This window comes from Aeromonas sp. 19NY04SH05-1 (assembly GCF_040581895.1).
Classification (GTDB): Bacteria; Pseudomonadota; Gammaproteobacteria; order Enterobacterales; family Aeromonadaceae; genus Aeromonas; species Aeromonas enteropelogenes.
Genome location: NZ_CP095328.1, coordinates 521499 through 536826 on the forward strand (window position 1 = coordinate 521499; position 15328 = coordinate 536826).

Annotated in this window: 17 protein-coding genes and 1 riboswitch; of the genes, 9 read left to right on the forward strand and 8 right to left on the reverse strand. The window is 62.3% G+C overall.

Annotated features, from left to right (window positions below):
- The first annotated feature begins 111 nt into the window (after nucleotides 1–111).
- Both metJ and MRK42_RS02495 read left to right on the forward strand, forming a co-directional pair.
- Nucleotides 112–435 carry a met regulon transcriptional regulator MetJ gene (gene metJ / locus MRK42_RS02490; protein WP_026457225.1) on the forward strand — a complete coding sequence of 108 codons (324 nt, stop codon included), beginning with the start codon at nucleotides 112–114 and terminating at the stop codon, nucleotides 433–435.
- A 230-nt stretch (nucleotides 436–665) separates the two neighbouring features.
- Nucleotides 666–1004 (forward strand): tRNA-binding protein, encoded by a 339-nt coding sequence (locus tag MRK42_RS02495; RefSeq protein WP_338611703.1) that lies wholly within the window; start codon nucleotides 666–668, stop codon nucleotides 1002–1004.
- 62 nt (nucleotides 1005–1066) lie between these two features.
- On the opposite strand, the gene MRK42_RS02500 is transcribed toward MRK42_RS02495, so the two are convergent.
- The 3 genes from MRK42_RS02500 to nudE all read right to left on the reverse strand — a co-directional run bounded on the left by MRK42_RS02500 (nucleotide 1067) and on the right by nudE (nucleotide 4212).
- Nucleotides 1067–2338: an aromatic amino acid transport family protein gene (locus tag MRK42_RS02500; protein WP_338611704.1), complete on the reverse strand. Its 1272-nt coding sequence runs from the start codon at nucleotides 2336–2338 to the stop codon at nucleotides 1067–1069.
- Between the two features lie 402 nt (nucleotides 2339–2740).
- Complete coding sequence (cysQ, locus tag MRK42_RS02505) at nucleotides 2741–3562, reverse strand: 3'(2'),5'-bisphosphate nucleotidase CysQ (RefSeq protein ID WP_338611705.1); 822 nt, start codon at nucleotides 3560–3562, stop codon at nucleotides 2741–2743.
- Between the two features lie 41 nt (nucleotides 3563–3603).
- Complete coding sequence (nudE, locus tag MRK42_RS02510; protein ID WP_026457221.1) at nucleotides 3604–4212, reverse strand: ADP compounds hydrolase NudE; 609 nt, start codon at nucleotides 4210–4212, stop codon at nucleotides 3604–3606.
- A gap of 146 nt (nucleotides 4213–4358) precedes the next feature.
- Between nudE and yrfG the strand changes: the two genes are divergently transcribed.
- Complete coding sequence (gene yrfG, locus MRK42_RS02515; protein ID WP_338611706.1) at nucleotides 4359–5027, forward strand: GMP/IMP nucleotidase; 669 nt, start codon at nucleotides 4359–4361, stop codon at nucleotides 5025–5027.
- Between the two features lie 82 nt (nucleotides 5028–5109).
- Here yrfG and MRK42_RS02520 read toward each other — a convergent pair whose 3' ends face one another.
- The 4 genes from MRK42_RS02520 to MRK42_RS02535 all read right to left on the reverse strand — a co-directional run bounded on the left by MRK42_RS02520 (nucleotide 5110) and on the right by MRK42_RS02535 (nucleotide 7707).
- Nucleotides 5110–5322 (reverse strand): hypothetical protein, encoded by a 213-nt coding sequence (locus MRK42_RS02520; protein ID WP_026458093.1) that lies wholly within the window; start codon nucleotides 5320–5322, stop codon nucleotides 5110–5112.
- 122 nt (nucleotides 5323–5444) lie between these two features.
- Nucleotides 5445–5780 carry a DUF1294 domain-containing protein gene (locus tag MRK42_RS02525; protein ID WP_338611707.1) on the reverse strand — a complete coding sequence of 112 codons (336 nt, stop codon included), beginning with the start codon at nucleotides 5778–5780 and terminating at the stop codon, nucleotides 5445–5447.
- Nucleotides 5777–6367 carry a sugar O-acetyltransferase gene (locus MRK42_RS02530; protein WP_338611708.1) on the reverse strand — a complete coding sequence of 197 codons (591 nt, stop codon included), beginning with the start codon at nucleotides 6365–6367 and terminating at the stop codon, nucleotides 5777–5779. Before MRK42_RS02530 ends, MRK42_RS02525 begins: the two co-directional genes overlap by 4 nt.
- A 77-nt stretch (nucleotides 6368–6444) precedes the next feature.
- Nucleotides 6445–7707, reverse strand: coding sequence for an MgtC/SapB family protein (locus MRK42_RS02535; protein ID WP_338611709.1), 1263 nt, complete (start codon nucleotides 7705–7707; stop codon nucleotides 6445–6447).
- A 207-nt stretch (nucleotides 7708–7914) separates the two neighbouring features.
- Here MRK42_RS02535 and MRK42_RS02540 point away from each other — a divergent pair, with 207 nt between their 5' ends.
- The 6 genes from MRK42_RS02540 to cbl all read left to right on the forward strand — a co-directional run bounded on the left by MRK42_RS02540 (nucleotide 7915) and on the right by cbl (nucleotide 13657).
- Nucleotides 7915–8913, forward strand: a complete 999-nt coding sequence (locus tag MRK42_RS02540; protein WP_338611710.1) for a sulfate ABC transporter substrate-binding protein — start codon at nucleotides 7915–7917, stop codon at nucleotides 8911–8913.
- A 55-nt stretch (nucleotides 8914–8968) separates the two neighbouring features.
- The gene (locus tag MRK42_RS02545; RefSeq protein ID WP_338611712.1) at nucleotides 8969–9544 is read left to right on the forward strand and encodes an alpha/beta hydrolase; all 576 of its coding nucleotides are present in this window, start codon (nucleotides 8969–8971) and stop codon (nucleotides 9542–9544) included.
- Nucleotides 9545–9805: 261 nt separating this feature from the next.
- Nucleotides 9806–10645 (forward strand): sulfate ABC transporter permease subunit CysT, encoded by an 840-nt coding sequence (gene cysT, locus MRK42_RS02550; RefSeq protein ID WP_338611713.1) that lies wholly within the window; start codon nucleotides 9806–9808, stop codon nucleotides 10643–10645.
- Nucleotides 10642–11532, forward strand: a complete 891-nt coding sequence (gene cysW / locus MRK42_RS02555) for a sulfate ABC transporter permease subunit CysW (RefSeq protein ID WP_338611714.1) — start codon at nucleotides 10642–10644, stop codon at nucleotides 11530–11532. The genes cysT and cysW overlap by 4 nt, the downstream gene beginning before the upstream one ends.
- Nucleotides 11533–11554: 22 nt before the next feature.
- On the forward strand, nucleotides 11555–12613 hold the full coding sequence (locus tag MRK42_RS02560; RefSeq protein WP_338611715.1) for a sulfate ABC transporter ATP-binding protein: 1059 nt from the start codon (nucleotides 11555–11557) through the stop codon (nucleotides 12611–12613).
- A 96-nt stretch (nucleotides 12614–12709) separates the two neighbouring features.
- A complete protein-coding gene (gene cbl / locus MRK42_RS02565) occupies nucleotides 12710–13657 on the forward strand; it encodes an HTH-type transcriptional regulator Cbl (RefSeq protein WP_224210939.1) in 948 nt (315 codons plus the stop codon).
- 61 nt (nucleotides 13658–13718) lie between these two features.
- Here the strand turns inward: cbl and gbpA are convergent, their stop codons facing one another.
- Nucleotides 13719–15143: an N-acetylglucosamine-binding protein GbpA gene (gene gbpA, locus MRK42_RS02570; protein ID WP_338611716.1), complete on the reverse strand. Its 1425-nt coding sequence runs from the start codon at nucleotides 15141–15143 to the stop codon at nucleotides 13719–13721.
- A gap of 64 nt (nucleotides 15144–15207) precedes the next feature.
- Nucleotides 15208–15292, reverse strand: a riboswitch (cyclic di-GMP riboswitch).
- Nucleotides 15293–15328 lie beyond the last annotated feature (36 nt).

The following is a 15328-nucleotide window of genomic DNA, read 5'->3' on the forward strand; positions in this document are numbered from 1 at the left end:
AGAAAAAGCCGTCAATAGCTCTAGACGTCTAAATGGCTTTGCCGTTGGATTGCCATTGATTTCCTTAAGGGTTAAAATCCGCCCTCACGGCCAAATGAGAACAGGTGAGTCATGGGAACAGAGTGGAACGGCGACTACGTCAGCCCCTACGCGGAACACGGTAAGAAGAGCGAACAGGTCAAGAAGATTACCGTCTCGATCCCGCTCAAGGTGCTGAAAGTACTGACCGATGAACGCACCCGCCGTCAGGTGAACAACCTGCGTCATGCGACCAACAGCGAGCTGCTCTGTGAAGCTTTCCTGCATGCCTTCACCGGTCAGCCGCTGCCCTGCGACGACGATCTTCGCAAGGATCATCCGGACAGCGTGCCTGCCGAAGCGCGTGCCATCATGGAGGCGCTGGGCAAGGAAATCGAAGATTTCGACAAGGAATAACTCCTTTCAATGACGCGGCTGATGGCCGCGTCATTGCTATCTGCCATCCCCCATTGCCGCCTTCGCCGTTACCCGCGCACATTGGTTCTCTCCGTCACTCTGTTGTCGCCTGACCTCTTGTGTTGCCCGGTGACCGACAGTCGTCACGAAGCGGCTGTTTGTCGAAGACAAGGGCTGGTGTTTCGGGGCATGCTGAGTCTCATGAGACATTGGCGGGACGAGGAGCCGGAATGCAGACCATAAGCTGGCAGGATTTCGAGATGGTGGCGTTGCGGGTGGGCACCCTGGTGCGGGTCGAACCCTTTCCCGAGGCGCGCAAGCCCGCCTACAAGGTGTGGGCGGATTTTGGTCCCGAGCTCGGCGTGCGCAAGAGCAGTGCCCAGATAACGGATCTCTACCAGCCAGAGGAGCTGGTTGGCCGTCAGATCATCGCCGTGGTGAACTTCCCGATCAAACAGATTGGCCCCTTCCAGTCCGAATTTTTGCTGACCGGTTTCTACCGGGCGGATGGCGCCGTGGTGATGGCCATCCCGGAGCAGGCGGTGGAGAACGGTGCCAGGCTGGGGTAAACCGGTGCGACACAGAGACAAAAGAGGCGACCCCGGGGTCGCCTCTTTCTCTTTGCATCCTGTTACTTCAGCAGGCTGAAGAGCAGTGCAGAAACCGCCAGGGAACCGGTCAGCAGGATGAAGCCGTTGGTCCAAGGGTGACGGAAGCGCGCCAGCGACTTCACCTTGTAGATGGCCACTACCGGCATGATGAACAGGATCATGGCGATGACGGGGCCGGAGAGGGTCTCCATCAGGCCGAGGATGCCGGGGTTGACCACGGCCGCCCCCCAGATGGAGAAGAACATCAGGGCGATGCCCAGCTTGTCGGCCTTGGCCAGCGACAGGCCGGTGGGCTTGGCGATCAGGGTTTTGAGGCTCTCTCGCGCTCCCAGGAAGTGGCCGAGGAAGGAGGAGCTGATGGCGATGAAGGCGATGAGCGGCCCCAGGGTCACGATCACCGGGTTGTCGGTGATGTTGGCGAGATAGGAGAGCACGGAAACATTCTGGGCCTTGGCCTGCGCCAGCTGGGCCGGGGTGAGGCTCAGCACGCAGGAGAAGACGAAGAAGAGTACGAAGCTCACCAGCATGACGGTGGTGTTGCGCAGGATCTGGCCGCTCTTGGCCTCGGCCTGCTCGCCATATTCCCGGCGCTGCACGTTGGCAAAGCCCGAGATGGCGGCGGCATGGCTGAAGGCGAACACGGTCACCGGCAGCGCCAGCCAGACGGTATTGAGGAAGTTACCGCCCTCAAACGCGCTCATCTGTGGCCACTGCCACTGGGGGATCAGGTAGCAGGAGAGGGCTGCCAGTATGGCCGCCAGCGGGTAGACCATGAAGGCGAAGGCTCGCAGCATCGCCTTCTCCCCCGCCAGCATCACGGCGATCATGGCAAACACCAGCATGCCGGAGAGCATCACCCGATCCGGGGAGGCCATGCCGAGCTGGTTGACCATAAAGCTCTCTACCGTGTTGGTCAGTCCCACGCCGTAGATGAGCAGGATCGGGAAGATGGAGAGGAAATAGAGGGTCGAGATGAGGCGGCCGGCCATCTTGCCAAAGTGCTCCTCGGCCACATCGGTGAAATCTGCGTGGGGGCGGGAAGAGGACAGCACGAAGCGCGCCAGCCCGCGGTGGGCCAGGAAGGTCATGGGACCGGCCAGCACGGCGACTATGATGAGGGGCCAGATCCCGCCCAGACCCAGGTTGATGGGCAGAAACAGGATGCCGGCACCGACGGCGGTACCAAACAGGCTGATGACCCAGTGGGTATCGTGGCGGCGCCAGCTGTTGGCGGTGGCAAGGGTGGATTGGGAACCGGATAGCTCTCGGGATGCCTCTGCAGATAAACTCATTGATAATTCACTTTTTGTTAGTGCTTTAATCTGAGCTTATTGTGGTTTATCGGGATTTAATTCTCAAAAAGCAGGGGTGAAACATATCACTACCATAATGGGCGAAAGCCAGTGAAATTGGGAATAGAATCGGGTTCGCGAAATTGAGTAAAACTGTAAATGTAAAAAATATCAGTATATAAGCCCGAATTTTCATTCATAATTAATTTTTTGTCTCGGCTAACTGACCATTTTCAGAATTACATGAAAATCATGCCACTACGCCGGATTCGGTTGTGATGATTCACTATCATTCTCGCCGTTTTCCAGAGGATATCCCTATCCATTGTCGATATAGCCAGCGGATCATACCAAGCAAAGAGGCGGCCTGGTGGCCGCCTCTTTGCGCTGTCCGATGACATATCAACCAGGCTGCTGAACCAGGATCTTGTTCCAGGCGAGATCCGGATCCCCCATCACGATGAAGTCAGGGTTCTCCAGCGACTCCGTCTCGTTGTAACTGAGCGGTTGCAGCGTCAGGCTGAGGATACGGCCACCGGCCGCCTCGACGATACACTGGGCAGCAGCAGTATCCCACTCGCCGGTGGGACCGAGCCGCACGTAGCAATCGGCCGCCCCCTCCGCCACCAGGCAGGATTTGAGGGAGCTGGAGCCGAGCGGGATCAACTCGTAGTTGATGGCCGGGTTGAGGCGACGGGTCAGGTTTTCCAGTTTCTGGCGACGGCTGATGGCCACCACCAGCGAATCGGGCTGATCGTGTTCGTGGTGCATGGCGCTGATGGGATGTACTTCGCAATTAACCTCCTTGAAGGCGCCATGGCCACGCACCGCCCAGTAGAGCACGTCGGACTCGGGGGCATAGATGACGCCGAGCACGGGCACATTATCCCGTACCAGGGCGATCAGGGTGGCGAAGTCGCCACTGCCGGCGATGAACTCGCCGGTGCCGTCGAGGGGATCCACCAGCCAGTATTGCCGCCAGTTGGATCTCAGGCTGAAGGGGATGTCGGCGGCCTCCTCGGTCAGCACAGGCACGTGGGGAGTGAGCGCCGACAGCGCCTGTTTGAGGTAGGCATCGGCAGCAAGGTCGGCACTGGTGACCGGGGTCGCATCCTCCTTCAGCTGACGCTCGAACTGACCGCCGTGATAGATTTCGTGAAGGATCCGCCCCGCTTCGCGGGCAATCTCCTTGACCCCTGGCACCCAGGCCAACAACTCCTGCATTTCGTTATCCTCTGTCTTTATTGCCGATGCCCGCGAGCGGGCTAGTTTTCCTGCTCTGCCAGCCACTTGCGGGCCAGCAGCAGGGCGCAGATGCTGCGCGACTCGGTAAAGTCGGGGCGCGCCAGCAAATCGTCGATCCGGTTCAGCGGCCAGGGGATCACCTCGAGAGGCTCGGGCTCATCACCGATCCTCTGCTCGGGGAAGAGATCCCGGGCCAGCAGTATCTCCATCCGGCTGGAGAAGTAGCCCGGTGCCAGCGACACCTGTTTGAGGGGGATCAGGGTGCGGGCACCAAAGCCAGCCTCCTCCATCAATTCGCGGTTGCCCGCCTCCAGGGCGTCTTCGCCCGGGTCGATCAACCCCTTGGGAAAGCCGAGCTCGTAAGAGTGAGTGCCTGCCGCGTATTCGCGCACCAGCAGCAGGGTGTGGGCATCGAACAAGGGCACCACCATGACGGCACCCCGGTTGCCGCCGCGCATCCGCTCGTAGATCCGTTCTTCGCCATTGGTGAATTTCAGGTGCAGGGACTCCACCTTGAACAGGCGACTCTCGGCCACCAGCTCGGCCTTGAGGATCTCCGGCTTGGGTTTGTCGTGGTCCAGGATCTCGACACGGATGTGTTCGGGTTTGTTCTTGTGGTGGTTGCTCATCGACCGCGGGCTGCTCGTTAAAAAATCGTGCTTCAAGAGTAAACGACTCCCACCCCGAACACCACGGGACAAGGGCGCGAAAGGGGATGGAAAAATCGTTATACTGCCCCCCGGTTTTTTTCATGACGCTTGCTTCAGGAGACCCCATGCCGACCCGACTGCCCTGGCACCAGATAGATACCGTTCTGCTCGATATGGATGGCACCCTGATCGATCTGCATTTCGACAACCACCTGTGGCAGCAGCTGGTCCCCGAGCGCTACGCCGAGCAGCACGGCTTGCCGCTGGCCGAGGCCAGGGCGCGGATAGACGCGCACTACCACGCCGTCAACGGCACTCTCAATTGGTACTGTGTCGATTACTGGAGCCAGACCCTGGGGCTGGATATTCGCGCCCTCAAGCAGGAGATCCTGGAGAAGATCCAGTGGCGGCCCCATGCCATCCCCTTTCTGGCCGAGCTGCGGGCGGCGGGCAAAAAGCTGGTGCTGTTTACCAACGCCCATCCGGCCAGCCTGTCGGTCAAGGATACGCGGCTCGGATTGGGGGAACATCTGGATCAGCTGGTGAGCACCCATGAGCTGGGCTGGTCGAAGGAGAGTCAGCACTGCTGGCAGGCGCTGGCGCAGCGGCTGGCGTTCGATCCGGCCCGCACTCTGTTTGTCGATGACAGCGAGCGGATCCTGCGCGCCGCCGCCGACTACGGTATCGGTTTTCAGCTCGCCATCCAGAATCCGGACAGCCGCCAGCCCGAACAGCAGATCACCGCTTTCCCGGCGATCCGGGATTACGCCGAGCTGTTGCCGCTGGCAGTCTGAGCGGACTAAACCGCTGGCTTAAAACGACAGAGGGCTGCATGGTGCAGCCCTCTGTGTTTGGGAGACGGATGGGGAGAGTGTTTCACAGCTCCTTGAACGGGCGGCGCTTCTCCTCTTCGATGACGATGGCCTCCAGGTTGGCCACCCGCTCCTGCAGCTCCCTGATGACCTGATCCTGCTTGCCGAGGCGATCCGTGATGCGGGCATCCCCCATCTGGTAGCGGGCCCGCTTGCCGAGATAGCCAAACAGCACGCTGATAAACACGATCAGGACTATGCCTGTCCACATGGTCATGTCACGACTCCTTGTCGTCATTAACGGCGATCACTGAATGGGATCACCCCGTTTTCTCACAGTCACCGGTCCGTCGCAACGGGGCGCAGACTCCCTTTGTGATGGCGGTAGCAATAGATGCCTTATTGCCAGAGTAGCCTGCCGATCCATAGCCCCCACAGGGTGATGTGCAGCAGCACGATAAACCAGAACACCAGCCGGTAGCTGCGCTTTTGGGTCTTGTGACGCAGCCACTGGCGGGCCACCAGGGCACCGGGCCAGCCACCGCACAGCTCCAGCAGATGGAGGCGGGATTCGGGAATGCGCCACTCGCCGCGCACCGCCTGGCGCTTGTCCCAGGCGTAGGCGGCCACGGTCAGCATACTCATTACCAGCAGCACCGCCAGCGGCCACCACTGTTGGCCGTCGAGACCGAGCCACAGGGCCGAGCCGAGCGGCAGCAGGGCCAGCGCCATCATTGGGCGAGCTCCCAGCAGCACTCTTCGTCCTGCTCGAGGGTGCGGATCACCCGGGCCGGATTGCCCACGGCCACCGAGTCGGCCGGAATGTCGCGGGTCACCACGGCGCCGGCCCCTATGATGGAGCGGGGTCCTATGGTGACGCCGGGGCAGATGATGGCACCGCCACCGATCCAGCAGTCATCGCCAATGTGTACCGGTTTGTTGTAGGCGGTCCAGTTGCGCCGCTCCAGGTAGTTCATGGTGTGGGTGGCGGTGTAGATCTGCACGTTGGGGGCCAGCAGCACATGGCTGCCGATATGCACTTCACCCACGTCGAGTATGGTGACGTTGAAGTTGAAGAAGGTCTTCTCGCCGATGTGGATATTGCGGCCGAATTCACAGGTGAAGGGAGTGCTGATCCAGCAGGAGTCGGGGCAGTGACCGAACAGCTCGCGGCACAATCGCTGTCGCAGGGCCTCGTCGCCGGCCGAAGAGGCGTTGAGCTCGGCCAGCAGCACCTGACCACGGATCCGGTCGTTCGCTATCTCCTGGCTCTGGCTATCGAGGGCGCCCCCCGCCAGAACCTTGTCCCAGTCGCTTGCCATGTTTACCTCCACAATATGCAAGAGAGGCCAGTATACGTGACCGGCGCTGGGGCGTCAGGCTGTCACTTGCTGCAAGATCAGGTGCCGGGCCAGATGAGCGGCAGGATCAGCAGGGCCGAGATGAAGTAGGGGAGCAGCACCCGCAGCCCCAGCCTGCGACCGCCGATGCCAAGTGCCAGCAGCCCCTTCACCAGTGAGTTGACCAGCCCGGCGAGCAGGATGCCGCGGGCTGCCACCTCCAGCGCCAGCTCCTTGTGGGAGAGCTGGGAGAGGGAGAGGGTGATGGCGTCCACGTCGGTGATCCCCGAGACCAGTGCCAGCAGATAGACCCCGGAGTTGCCCACCTTGCTCTGCAGGAAAGTAGCCATGAAGCCGATGAGCGCCAGCAGCAGGCCGAACTTGATGGCGGTGGCGAGATCCAGCGGGTTGCTGGTCTGGGGCTGCACCGGGCCGTCGGTCAGCTCCTCGCGCTGGCGCCAGAACCAGAACGCGAAGCCGTAGACGGTGACCGCCAGCAGCAGCAGGGGGGCGGCGAGGCGCATCGCCAGCTCGTTGTGGATCAGCAGCACCAGCACCAGCAACCGCAGCCACATGGTGGCCCCCGCCAGCAAAATGCCGGTGGCCAACAGCCGCTCCAGCCCGCCCTGCTCCTTGTTGAGGCGGGCAAACTGCAGGGTGAGGGCGGTGGAGGAGGCGAGCCCTGCCAGCATGCTGGTGAGCACCAGCCCGGCGCGGGTGCCGAGCAGGCGCACCGCGAAGTGGCCGCAAAACGAGATGCCCGCGATGATCACCACCATCAGCCAGATCTTGAAGGGGTTGAATGCCTCGAGCGGCCCTATCTCCTCGTTGGGCAGCACCGGCAGCAGTACCAGGGAGATGAGCAAAAAGCGCAGGGTGGCGTGAAATTCGGTTTCGCTCAAAAACAGCATGCCCTGCTGGATCTTGCCCTTGAGCCCCATCAGCAGGGCCGCCAGTACGGCGCAGGCCACCGCCTCGCTCGGGCTCAGCAGCACCGACATCAGGCCCAGCAGATAGGTGAGCAGCATGGCTGCCGAGCTGGTGAGGCCGAACTCCCCCTGCCAGCGCTGGGCCAGCCAGACCGATAGGCCGCAGCCGATCACCACCGCCAGCAGGCCGAGCAGCGGCAGCCAGGGACCAAGGGTCGGCAGCAGCAGGGCGCAGACCCCGCCGAGCAGGCCGATGAGACCATAGGTGCGCATCCCGGCGATGCGCTGGTTGTCCCCCAGCTGGCGCACCTGCCAGCCGCGCTCCAGCCCGATGATAAGACCGATGGCCAGCGACACCAGGGCGCCATTGACCGGTTCTGCATTGATCCACATAACGACCTCCTTTTCGCCTGTGTCTGCCTTGCTCCCATGATGGCACAGCCGGCTGACGGGCAGAGGGGTCTGGCTCACAGAGTGTACGAATGACGCCCTTTGGGGGATTTATATGAGTAAAAGAGATAAGCAAAGCGTTATTTCTTTCTTCTTGGCATAACTGCTTCGCGGCATGCTGTCCTTAACCCAACGATAAGGAGCATCACCATGACACTGCGAACGACCGCCCTGACAATCTTCTCTCTGCTGGCCTTCCAGGCGGGGGCCGCCGAGATCCGCCTGCTCAACGTTTCCTACGATCCGACCCGCGAGCTGTTTCAGGAGTACAACGCCGCCTTCGCCAAAGAGTGGAAGGCGAAAACCGGTGACGACGTGGTGGTGAGTCAGTCCCACGGTGGTTCCGGCAAGCAGGCCCGCGCCGTGGTGGACGGACTGGAAGCGGACGTCGTCTCGCTGGCACTGGCCTATGACGTCGATGCCATTGCCAAGACGGGGCTGATCGCCACCGACTGGCAGAGCCGCCTGGCCAACAACGCCGCCCCCTACACCTCCACCATCGTCTTCCTGGTGCGAAAGGGCAATCCCAAGCAGATCAAGGATTGGGGGGATCTGGTGCGCAAGGATGTGGCCATCGTAACCCCCAATCCCAAGACTTCCGGCGGGGCGCGCTGGAACTATCTGGCCGCTTGGGGCTATGCCCTGAAGCAGAGCGGCAGTGAAGAGGGGGCCAGGCAGTTCGTCGGCGATCTCTTCAAAAATGTGAAAGTGCTGGACTCCGGCGCCCGTGGCGCTACCACCAGCTTTATCGAACGGGGTCTTGGCGACGTGCTGCTGGCGTGGGAGAACGAAGCCCTGCTGGTGCTCGGCCAGGCCGGCAACCGCGACAAGTTCGAGCTGGTGGTGCCGTCGGTCTCCATCCTGGCCGAGCCACCGGTGGCGGTGGTGGACAAGGTGGCCAAGAAGCACGGCACAGAGGCGGTGGCCAAGGGCTACCTGAGGTACCTCTACTCCGACGAGGGGCAGCGGATCATCGCCAAGTATCACTATCGCCCCAGCAATCCGGCGATCCTCAAGGAGACGGCTGCCCAGTTCCCGAAACTGACCCTGTTTACCGTCAAGGAGCTGGAAGGGGATTGGAACAAGGCCCAGCAGAAGCACTTCGCCCAGGGTGGCCTGTTCGACCAGATCTACCAGCCGGGCCGCTGAGCTGCGCGTCCCCCATCACTCACTGGCCAGCGCGCCAACGGATAGGAGTAACAAGATGGACAAGATCCTCCTGGTTCCCGGTTTGCACGATAGCGGGCCGGATCACTGGCAGAGCCGCTGGCACCTGCACTTTCCCCACTGGCAGCGCATGAGGGGGTTGCCGTGGGACAAGCCGAACCTGACGGTCTGGAGCGCCAAGCTGGCGAGCAAGCTCAAAAGCCGTCGCGGCCGGGTGCACCTGGTGGCCCACTCCTTCGGCGCCCTGACCGCCATTGCCGCCGCCCGGCTGCAACCCCACAAGATCGCCTCCATCCTGCTGGTGGCGCCGGCCGATCCGACCCGTTTCGGCATTGCAGACGAGCGACTGACCGGCCCCCTGCTGGTGTCGGCCCAGATGGTGGCCAGCCGCAACGATCCCTGGATGAGTTTCGAGCGGGCCGAACACTGGAGCCGGCAGTGGCAGGTGCCGCTGTTTGATGCCGGTGAGGCGGGTCATATCAACGCCCAGTCCGGCCACGGGGAGTGGCATCAGGGACTGCATCTGCTCGGCAACCTTCACCGTCGGGCCGAGATGGTGATCGAACCGGCTCCGGTGGCGTGGAAAGGGTGCCCGGCTCTGGGGTTTCGCTGATGGTTGGATGACTGCGGGGGAGGGATGCCGATCGAGATGATAACTGTCTGATTTTGTTCACTGGCTAAATTGCACAAGGCTCCGTTTTTCAGGTCTTTTGTTGATATGAAAGACCTTTTTTATCTGGGTTGCCCGCAACGCCCTGTTTTCACGCTGTTAGACAAAAAAGTGATTAGCAAAGGTGTTATTGGTGTTTGTGACGGGGAATGAGAGCCAGCAGAATCACTATATCGAAATTAATTTATAACACATGGTTTTGTTATGCGATTTGGTTCTTATTCTGTCCTGCCTGGCTTTGGCCAGACCCTCGGCTTCAGTCTGCTCTATCTGGGGTTGCTGGTACTGCTGCCCCTCTCGGCACTGGTGCTGTTTGCGCTGAATAACCTGACCACTGCCGAGTTCTGGCAGGTGATAGGGTCGCCCCGGGTGCTGGCCTCCTTTCGCCTGAGTTTCGGGGCGGCGTTTGTCGCGGCGCTGCTCAACAGCCTGTTTGGCCTGATCCTGGCCTGGGTGCTGGTGCGTTACACCTTCCCCGGCCGCCGTCTGGTGGATGCGCTGATCGACCTGCCATTCGCCATGCCCACCGCCGTCTCGGGCATCGCCCTGTGCGCCATCTTCGCCCCCAATGGCTGGATCGGTCAGTGGGTTGCCCCGCTCGGTATCGAGCTTGCCTACAACCCCATCGGGGTGGTCATCGCCCTCACCTTTATCGGTCTGCCGTTCGTGGTGCGCACCCTGCAGCCTGTGCTGCGGGAAGCCGAGACCGAGCAGGAGGAGGCGGCCGCCAGCCTGGGGGCCGATCGCTGGCAGACCTTCCTGCGTGTGCTGTGGCCGACCCTGGTGCCGGCCCTGCTCACCGGCTTTGCCCTGGCGTTTGCCCGTGGCGTGGGGGAGTACGGCTCCGTCATCTTTATCGCCGGCAACCTGCCCATGGTCTCTGAAATCGCGCCCCTGATGATCATGAGCCACCTGGAGGAGTACGACTACGCCGGCGCCTCCGCCATCGCCGTGGTCATGCTGCTGATCTCTTTCATTTTGTTACTGCTTATCAACAAGTTGCAGGCCTGGAGCTGGGCCCGTATCGGAGGGAGCCGGATATGAATGCATCGACTATCGCCATGGATGTCGCCCCCGTGGTGACAGAGACCCAGCGCAAGGCGCCACCGCTGATCCGCGAGCCGCAATGGGTCAAGTGGCTGCTCATCACCCTGGGGTTGGGCTGGTTTGCCGCCCTGTTGCTGCTGCCGCTGGTGACCGTCTTTATCCAGGCGCTGAGCCCTGGCCTGGCATTTTTCTGGCAGGCCATTAGCGAGCCGGATGCCCTGAGTGCCCTTGGGCTGACCGCCCTGGTGACCCTGTTCGCCGTGCCTCTCAACCTGTTGTTCGGCCTCGCGGCCGCCTGGGCCATCGCCCGTTTCCGTTTCCCGGGCCGGCAGTTGCTCGTCACCCTCATCGATCTGCCGTTTTCGGTCTCGCCGGTGATTGCGGGCCTGATGCTGGTGCTGCTGTTTGGCAGCCACGGCTGGTTTGGCGACTGGCTCAGTGTGCACGACATCAAGATCATCTTCGCCACCCCGGGCATCATTCTGGCCACCACCTTCATCACTGTGCCCTTCGTGGTGCGCGAGCTGCTGCCCCAGATGGAGGCGCGCGGCCCGGAAGAGGAGGAGGCCGCCATCATGCTGGGGGCGAGCGGCTTGCAGATGTTCTGGCGGGTTACCCTGCCCGGGATTCGCTGGAGCCTGATGTACGGTGTGCTGCTCTGTACTGCCCGGGCAGTGGGGGAGTTTGGCGCCGTCTCCGTGGTCTCCGGCCATATTCGCGGCCAGACCAACACTCTGCCGCTGCATATCGAGATCCTCTACAACGAGTACCAGACCGGCGCCGCCTTCGCGGTGGCAAGCCTGCTGGCGCTGTTCGGGATCTTCACCCTGCTGGGGGAAACCCTGCTGGCCAGGCTGCGTGGCCAACCCACCCACTCTCACTGATCACAGTTTCAAGGAGGCAGCCATGAGCATTCAGGTGCAAGGACTCAACAAGCATTTCAACCAGTATGCGGCACTGACCGACATCAACCTCGATTTTCACGATGGTGAGCTGGTGGCCCTGCTGGGCCCCTCCGGCTGCGGCAAAACCACCTTGCTGAGGATCATCGCCGGGCTGGAGCAGGCCGACGCTGGCCGGATCATTATCCGCGGCGAGGATGCCTCGGCGCTGCACGTGCGCGAGCGCAACGTCGGCTTTGTGTTCCAGCACTACGCCCTGTTTCGCCACATGACGGTGTTCGAGAACGTGGCATTCGGCCTGCGGGTCAGGCCGCGCAACGAACGCCCGGGCGAGGTGGCCATCCGTGCCCGGGTCAGGGAGCTGCTGGATCTGGTGCAGCTTGGCCACGTGGCCGAGCGCTATCCGACCCAGCTCTCCGGCGGCCAGCGTCAGCGGGTCGCCCTGGCCCGCGCTCTGGCGGTGCAGCCCAGGGTGCTGTTGCTGGATGAGCCCTTCGGCGCCCTCGACGCCCAGGTGCGCAAGGAGCTGCGCCGCTGGTTGCGGGAGTTGCACGACGAGTTGCACGTCACCAGCCTGTTCGTCACCCACGATCAGGAGGAGGCGCTGGAGGTGGCGGATCGGGTGGTGCTGATGAACGCCGGCCGGGTCGAGCAGATCGGCACCCCGGCCGAGGTCTATGACCATCCCGCCAGCGCCTTCGTACACAGTTTCCTCGGCAGCGTGAACCAGTTTCGCGGCCGGGTGGCCGAACAGGGGTTCGGCATCGGTGAGCAGTTGCTCGGCGGCCCCTCGACCGCCCATCTGGCCCCGGGCAGTGCCGCCATCGCCTATGTGCGTCCCCACGAGCTGGAGATTCTGCCGGTAGAGGCCAGCGGCGGTATCAGCGCCACCATCACCCGCCTGCTGCCCATGGGGCCGCGCATCCGGGTAGAGCTACGTGGCGAGGGGGGCGTCCACTACGAGGTAGAACTTGGCAAGGAGGCGGCCAGCCATTTCACGCCGGGCCAGGAGGTACGGCTGGTAGCCAGACAGGCGCACTTCTACCCCGATTACCAGATTTGATGGGCTATCCAGGCTGGGGGCGAGTCATCGGCCTGCCCGCATCACCCACAACGCATGGCGGTGGACACCGCTGCGACTCGACGCAGGAGGCGATGAGTGAACTTTCAGCAGTTACGTATTATCCGTGAGGCGGCCCGGCGGGATTACAACCTGACCGAGGTGGCCAATGCCCTGTTTACCTCCCAGTCCGGAGTCAGCCGCCATATCCGCGAGCTGGAGGAGGAGCTGGGGGTGGAACTCTTTATCCGCTACGGCAAGCGGCTGCTCGGCATGACGGAGCCGGGCAAGGAGCTGCTGGTGATCGCCGAGCGCATCCTCGGAGATGCCGAGAACATCCGCAAACTGGCCAGCACCTTTGCCAACCGCGATTCCGGACGCCTGCTGGTGGCGACCACCCATACCCAGGCCCGTTACGCCCTGCCCCGGGTGGTGAAGGCGTTTCGCGAACAGTTTCCGCTGGTGCAGCTGGAGTTGCGTCAGGGAGGGCCGGAGGAGATAGTGCGGCTGGTGCAGACCGGCGAGGTGGACATCGGCATCAGCAGCGAGCAGCTCGACAGGAGCGAAGGGGTGGTGGCCTTTCCCTACTATCGTTGGCATCACAACATAGTGGTGCCGGAGCGCCATCCCCTCTCGCAAGAGTCCGAACTGACCCTGGCGGCGCTGGCCGATTGGCCCATCATCACCTATCAGGCGGGGCTGACTGGGCGGGTGCGAGTGGACGAAGCGTTCGCCGAGGCGGGGATCACGCCGCAGATCCTGCTGACCGCCCAGGATTCGGATGTCATCAAGACCTATGTCGAGCTGGAGATGGGGGTCGGCATACTGGCGGACATGGCGTTCGATGCCCGGCGCGATCACACCTTGGTACAGCTCGACGGCAGCCATCTGTTTGCGCCGCACACCGCCTGGATTGGCCTCAAGCAGGGGCAGTTCCAGCACAACTTCGCCTGGCAGTTCATCCAGCTCTGCAACCCCGAGTTGGCGCTGGCCGACATCCAGGCCCGTGCCATGGGTGGCGAGCCCCAGATTGATTACCAGATCTGAGCCTGTCACCAGACCAAACGGGGAGCCACTGGCTCCCCGTTTTCATGTCGCGGTGAAACGATTAGTTCAACTCAATCCAGGCATCCTGCCAGTGGGAGCCGGTGCCCGGCTCATACTGGGTCGCGTTGGCAGCCCACTGGCTGCACCAGCCACTGTAGGGGAAAGGTTTGCACTGGTAGACCTTGCCGTTCTTGGGTTGCAGCACCCTGGTGCCGTCGGTGTAGGACTTGAGCCCCTCCGGAAAGGTGAAGTCATGAGCGCCGCCGGCAGCGGGATCCTTGAACATCAGGTCCAGAGTCTGCTGGAGCGGGGTACCGCCATTTTTCGGGGTGCCCTTGATCACCAGCTGGTGGTGACCGGCGCTCAGCCCTTCCAGAGTCATGGTGAAGCCCTGGCTGCTGTCCCTGATGTCGGCGCTGGACTGGCCTTTGGCGATGCCACCATGGTCATACAGGGTATTGGTGACGGTCAGATCGCCCTGGGTGGTGACGGTGAAGTCGAGGGTCGCCTTGCCGTTGTCGAGCTGGTATTCGCTCGCCAGACCGCTGATGCTGATGTCGTTGCCAACCGGCGGCTGCAACTGCTCGAGCTGGATCTCGACCCGCTCCAGAGCGCTGCCCGCCTTGAGGTAGACGGGGTTCTGGCCGTAGACGGGGTTGAACTGGCCATCTGTCCCCTGCTGGCCGGCACGGATCAGGCTCTGTTCTGCGTTGATCTTGCTGGCCAGGGCGTGGGCCCAATTGTTCTTCTGGCCCTGCTCCGCGCTGGCGATGGTCAGCTCGGTCTGCAGATCGGTGCGCTCGCCGTTGGCATCGAACACCCGGGTTCTGGCCTTGTCGCCGGCCGCCAGGTCGATGGAGGGGTAGATGGTGCCGCCCTGGGTCCACGCTAGCGGTGGCTGGGTGCCGCCCTTGAAGTTGGCATCGATCAGGTTGTAGAAGCTGTTGGCGGTATCACCCACTTCCCACACCCCGAGAATGATCTGGTAACCGGTGCGCTCCGGCAGGATGCACTGGTGGGTGACCTGCTTGGGCGGTTGTACCATGTTGCCGTCGATGACGCAGAAGGGGGTGAGCTCGAAGGCGTCGCGGGTCAGCGACTGGTTCGGGTTCCAATCCTGTTTGGTCAGGTAATAACGCCAGTTGCGGGTCACATGGTTGGCGGTGAAGGTCCAGCTGATGGCGAAGGGGCCGGCCTGCACGTCGCGGCGGGTCCAGCGATCGCTGGTCTGGGCGTTGAGCTCGCCGAACTGGGGATGGCCGGCGGCGGCAATCTGCCCATCTACCGGGCCGCCGTCCGGGAAGCCGGAGGAGGCCTCCAGGCTCTGGGGTTCCCACTGCACGGCACCGCACTGGCTGTTGCCGCCGGTCTTGCACAGGGCGTTGCGCGATTCCGGCTGGCTGATGTAGCCGTGGGCCAGCACACTGCCGCTGGCGAGCAGCGTCAGGGCGGCGGCGATGTGGTTGAATCGGATGGTTGCTGCCATACATTCCTCTGATCGGTCGATGTGGGCAGTCACGTTGGCAGGGGAATCCCCGGGCACACCTGAGTGTGGCAACCCCGCTATCCTGGACGAACGTCTTTAGACCGGAGGTTTTGCGTCCTGACTTTTCAGCCAGTTTGCCAAATGACTACAGAAAGGGTCATGGTGTCGCGTTTGGCGACAAAATC